Raw genomic sequence first — 5335 nt, 5'->3', positions numbered from 1 at the left:
CTGACGGGGCTTGCCCGGTACGCCCCGGTGCCGGTACGGCCGGCGGACTTCGGCGCCCGGGTGTTCAAGATCGCCCGGGACGGCCAGGGGAACCGGCTGACCTATCTGAAGGTCACCGGCGGCACGCTGCGGGTCAAGACGGTGCTGACAAACCGCTGTCCCGGACTGCGGGAGGAGCAGGTCTGGGAGGAGAAGGCGGACCAGCTGCGGCTCTACTCCGGCGCCAAATTCGTCCCGGTGGAGGAGGCCTGCGCCGGTACGGTGTGCGCCGTGACGGGGCTGAGCCGGACGGTGCCGGGAGAAGGCCTGGGCGGCGAAAGCGGCTGGACGGCCCCGGTGCGGGAGCCGGTGTTGACCTATCAGCTGTGCCTGCCGGAGGGGACCGATCCCCACACGGCCCTGGGGAAGCTGCGCCAGCTGGAGGAGGAAGACCCTCAGCTCCACATCGTTTGGAACGAGGCCCTGCGGGAGATCCATGTCCAGCTGATGGGCCAGGTGCAGCTGGAGATCTTGCAGCGGCTGATCCGGGAGCGGTTCGGCATGGAGGTGACCTTCGGCACCGGCAGCATCGTCTACAAGGAGACCATCGCCGGGCCGGTGATCGGCATCGGCCACTTCGAGCCCCTGCGCCACTATGCGGAGGTCCATCTGCTGCTGGAACCGGGAGAACGGGGCAGCGGCGTGGTGGTGGACACCGCCTGCCCGGAGGACCAGCTGGACGGTCATTGGCAACGGCTGGTGCTGACCCATCTGGAGGAGCGGAACCACCCCGGTGTGCTCACCGGCTCCCCGCTGACGGACGTGAAGATCACCCTCCTGGCGGGCCGGGCCCACGTCAAGCACACCGAGGGCGGCGATTTCCGCCAGGCCACCTACCGGGCGGTGCGGCAGGGACTGATGCAGGCCCAGAACGTTTTGCTGGAACCCTGGTACGACTTTCGGCTGGAGGTGCCCGCCGACCAGGTGGGCCGAGCCATCAGTGACCTGCAGCGGATGAATGGAGAGGTCCAGCCGCCGGAGACAGCGGGGGACCAGGCGGTGCTCACCGGCTCCGTGCCGGTGGCGGCCCTGGGGGACTATGCTCGGGACGTGGCTGCCTATACCCGGGGCCAGGGACGGCTGTTCTGCTCGCTGAAGGGTTACGCCCCCTGTGCCGACCAGGAAGCGGTGGTGGAGGCCATCGGCTACGATCCGCTGCGGGACACGGAGAACCCGCCGGACTCGGTGTTCTGTTCCCACGGAGCCGGGGACATCGTTCCCTGGGATCAGGTGCCCGCCCGGGCACATGTGGCCAGCGGCCTCCGGCTGGGGGAGGCGCCGGCACCGGAGGAGACCGCCCCGCCCACCCGACGGGGAGCGGCCTACGCCGGGACGCTCCAGCAGGACAAGGAACTCCAGGCGATTTTCGAGCGGACCTACGGCGCCGTCAAGCGTCCGGCATTTCAGCCGCCCCGGCCGCCCCGCCGCCCGCCGGCGGAGCAGGCGGAGGACAAGCGGTCCATCCGTCGCCAGATCAGCGGGCCGGAGTATTTGCTGGTGGACGGCTACAACATCATCTACGCCTGGGACGAGCTGAAGAACGTGGCCCGGGAGAACCTGGATGCTGCCCGGAAGAACCTGTGCGACATCCTCAGCAACTACCAGGGCTATCGCCGCTGCCGAGTCATCGTGGTTTTTGACGCCTACAAAGTCAAGGGCGGCCAGGGCTCGGTGGAGAAGTACCACAACATCCATGTGGTCTACACCAAGGAGGCAGAGACGGCGGACGCCTACATTGAGCGGGCCACTTATGAGATCGGCCGGGAGCACCGGGTCCGGGTGGCTACCTCTGACGGCCCCGAGCAGCTCATCATCCTGGGCCACGGGGCGTTGCGGGTGTCTGCTTCTGCCTTCCGGGAGGAAGTGGAACAGGCAGAGGGGCAGATCGCTGCCATCCTCTCGGAAAACAACCGCCCCCGAAAAACCGGGGCCGTCCGGTCCGCACTGGAGAAGGCCCGGACCCGGAAGGAGGAGTAAAATGCTGGCAACAGTAGGAATCGCGCTGGCGGTGGCGGCTCTGTGCGCCCTGCTCCGGCGGAAGCTGGACCGCGCCGGCCGGACGCCCCGGGAGCTGCTGGGGGGCCGGGTGCGGCTCACGGTACTGTGGAACCGGGGCGGCGCCTTCGGCGTCCCCCTGAAAGCCTGCGCCCTCGCAGCGGTGTCGGTGGGAATCCTGGCAGCGGTGCTGCTGTGGGCGGGACGCTCTCTTTGGACCGCACTGGTGCTGGGCGGCGGAGGAGCCAACCTCTGGGAGCGGGTCCGGTACGGGAAGGTCTACGACTATGTGCAGTTTCCCCGGGCACCGGGGCGGCTGAAGCGGTATGTGTTCAATCTGGCGGACTTTTCCATTTTCGCCGGGGCGCTGGGGCTGCTGCTCTCCGCCTTCCGCAGACGATAAAAAACGAAAACGCTTCGGGAAACTCCCGAAGCGTTTTTGTATTATGGACAAGACTGAAACCGGACTACTCCAGCAGGGAAAAGCCCCGGGATTCGGCCAGCTGCTCTGCCTCGTCCCGGGCCTCCAGCAGGCACCGGCAAACCAAGGCCTCCTTTTCCTCCGTGCAGCGGAACAGCGGCACGGAGACACTCAGAGCGGCAAAGACCCGGCCCTGCCGCCGCAGCGGCACCGCCCAGCAGGCCAGCTGTTGGGCGCACTCCTCCCGTTCAAAGGCGATGCCGGTGCGGCGGATCTGCGCCAGCTGAGTCAAAAGCTGGGGAAGTTCCGTCACGGTGTGGCTGGTGAGCCGGGGCAGCCCGGCGGTCCAGAGCGTTTGGACCTCGTCGTCAGAAAGGCCGCTGAGCAGGGCTTTGCCCAGGGCGGTGGCGTTGGCCGGCAGTCGGTCCCCCACCCGGGAGATCAGGCGGATGGCCTGGGGGGAGTCCACCTTTTCCAGGTACAGGATGCTGCCCTGGTCCAGCACGCCCAGCTGACAGGTTTCCTGGCAGCGGTCCACCACCTCCTGCATCACATGGCGCAGAGCCACCAGCCCCCGCTGGGCAGGGAAGGAGGCTCCCAGCACATAGGCGCTCACGCCGATGGAGTACTGGCCGGAGCGCTTGTCCCAGAGGACATACCGGCGCTGCTCCAGAGTGTGGAGGATGGGAAAGAGGCTGCTTTTCGGGATGTCCAGCGCCTGGGACAGCTCCGTCAGCGTATAGCCGGTGCCGTCGGCGCCGGAGAAAAGCTCCAGAAGGTCCAGAACCCGGCTGGTGGCGCGATGTTGCTCCTGCGGCATGTTTGACGCTCCGTTTCCTGTAAGATCAAAAAAATCGCTATGCCCCATGATAGCAAACCCCGCTCCGTTTGGCAAGAAGGGAGCGCTGACGGGGAAAGGGGGCCGGCCTGCCCGGCGGTTCTGCCTCCGGCCTTTGAATTTTGGCGTTTTTTCTGTTGACAAACAAGGGAATGGGTATGTATCATGAATGTGATCGGTTCTGATAGGCGGATGCTGTTCCGATATCCGAACAGCCCGGCCTGCGGAACAAGTTTGAATTCGTATAATAGGAGATGGTTCCGATGAAGTGTGAAATGCCTACCATGGACAGCGTGACCAAATTCAAGGCCGCAATGGACTCTGACAAGGGTGCGCTGGGTCCCTTCATGATCGCCACCGACCCCGCGTTTGTGGAGTCCGCCGGTCATGCGGGATATGATTTTGTCCTGTTGGATATGGAACACGGCACCACGACCTTTGAGACCCTGCCCCATCTGATCCGTGCCGCCAACGTGGCCGGTGTGTGCCCGGTGGTCCGGGTGCCCCGGGGCAGCGACATTTGGATCGACCAGGCCCTGGACGTGGGCGCCGGCGGCGTGATGATCCCCCAGATCGACACGGCGGAGCAGGCCCGGGCAGCGGTTTCCGCCGCTAAGTTCTCTCCCGTGGGTACCCGCGGCACCTGCCGGTTTGTCCGGTCCGCCGGCTTCGGCGCCGTGCCCGGCAGCGAGTACTTCTCCAAGGCTCAGGACACCGTGGTGATCCTCCAGGCCGAGGGCAAGAAGGCTGTGGAGAACCTGGACGAGATCCTGGATGTCCCCGGCATCGACGTGGTGTTCGTTGGCCCCTATGACCTGTCCAGCTCTCTGGGCCACGTGGGTGAGATCGATCACCCCGAGGTGGTGGAGTGCATCAAGGGCATCATTGCCAAGGCCAACGCCAAGGGCGTGAAGATCGGCTGCTTCGCCGACACCGTGGAAGGCGGTATGAAGTGGCGGGATCTGGGCGTTAAGTTCATCGGCTACGCCTGCGATACTTATCTGTTCTATCAGAAGGCCAAGGCAGACGTGGACGCCTTCGTGAAGTAATTTCGGGCGTTTCATATAACTCTGTCCAAGAAAAGAGCTCCGTGCAGATGCACGGGGCTCTTTTTTTGGATAAAAAAGGGTTGACAGATGGCATCCAAGTCATGTATATTAACCGTACTAGTACAGCTAATACAGTTAACGAAATCTTAACGGCAGGGGATTGACAAACTGAAAAACTGTGTTATTGTATTAGATAATTAATACAGTTGAAGCCTGAGGCAGTGTTTTCCGAGACCGCCGTATCGCAAAACAACGGCGGACTTCACGCAGATTTGACCTGTTTGCGGCAAAGCTCTGATTTGTATGGAGTATGCTGGATTTGGAAAGACCGGAAGAGATTTGAAGAAAAGCCCGGGGCGAAATCGTCTTATGGGTGAATGAGGAAGCGAGGCGTTTCCAGAATGAAGATTTTGATTACAACCGATTGGTACAGCCCGGCGGTGAACGGCGTGGTGACCTCCGTCTTGAATCTGCGGCGGGAGCTGGAGCTGCGGGGACACGAGGTCCGGGTGCTGACGCTGTCCCAGGATCTGCACTCCTCCGTACAGGACGGCGTGACCCGCATCGGGTCTGTGGCGGCGGGGCTGGTGTATCCCGGCGTCCGGCTGCGGACGGCCCTGGCGGGCCGCTGGGTCCGGGAGCTGGTGGAGTGGGGCCCGGATGTGGTCCACTCCCAGTGTGAATTTTCCACGTTCTTTCTGGCCCGGCGGATCGCCGAGGAGCTGAATGTGCCTCTGATCCACACCTATCATACGGTTTATGAGGATTATACCCATTATTTTTCCCCCAGCGTCCGGCTGGGACGGCGGGCGGTGGCGGCGCTGTCCCGCTGGGTGGCGGCCCGCACCGACTGTATGATCGCCCCCACCGGCAAGGTGCGGGCGCTGCTCCAGGGCTACGGCGTGCGGACCCCGGTGTTCGTGGTGCCCAGCGGCATCGACCTGCGCCGCTTCCAGCGGCCGCCGGTGCCCGGCTGCCGGGCCAGCCTGCTGG

General features: G+C 64.2%; 5 protein-coding genes. 4 read left to right on the top strand and 1 reads right to left on the bottom strand.

Annotated elements, in window-relative coordinates:
* A partial coding sequence (locus QZL67_RS01465) for an NYN domain-containing protein (RefSeq protein ID WP_292919630.1) occupies positions 1 to 2016 on the top strand: 2016 nt, incomplete at its 5' end.
* A 1-nt stretch (position 2017) separates the two neighbouring features.
* Positions 2018 to 2437, top strand: coding sequence for a signal peptidase II (locus tag QZL67_RS01460; RefSeq protein ID WP_022289008.1), 420 nt, complete (start codon positions 2018 to 2020; stop codon positions 2435 to 2437).
* Positions 2438 to 2501: 64 nt separating this feature from the next.
* On the opposite strand, the gene QZL67_RS01455 is transcribed toward QZL67_RS01460, so the two are convergent.
* Entirely contained in the window at positions 2502 to 3275 is a 774-nt protein-coding gene (locus tag QZL67_RS01455) for an IclR family transcriptional regulator (protein WP_022289007.1), read from the bottom strand.
* Between the two features lie 281 nt (positions 3276 to 3556).
* On the opposite strand from QZL67_RS01455, the gene QZL67_RS01450 reads away from it, so the two are divergent.
* Both QZL67_RS01450 and QZL67_RS01445 read left to right on the top strand, forming a co-directional pair.
* Positions 3557 to 4342: an HpcH/HpaI aldolase/citrate lyase family protein gene (locus QZL67_RS01450; RefSeq protein WP_022289006.1), complete on the top strand. Its 786-nt coding sequence runs from the start codon at positions 3557 to 3559 to the stop codon at positions 4340 to 4342.
* A 401-nt stretch (positions 4343 to 4743) separates the two neighbouring features.
* Positions 4744 to 5335, top strand: a 592-nt coding sequence (locus QZL67_RS01445) for a glycosyltransferase (protein WP_292919628.1), incomplete at its 3' end; no start/stop codon positions are given.

The organism is Oscillibacter sp. CAG:155 (assembly GCA_000436875.1).
GTDB lineage: Bacteria > Bacillota > Clostridia > Oscillospirales > Oscillospiraceae > Oscillibacter.
This window is presented reverse-complemented; position numbering and strand designations above follow the sequence as displayed.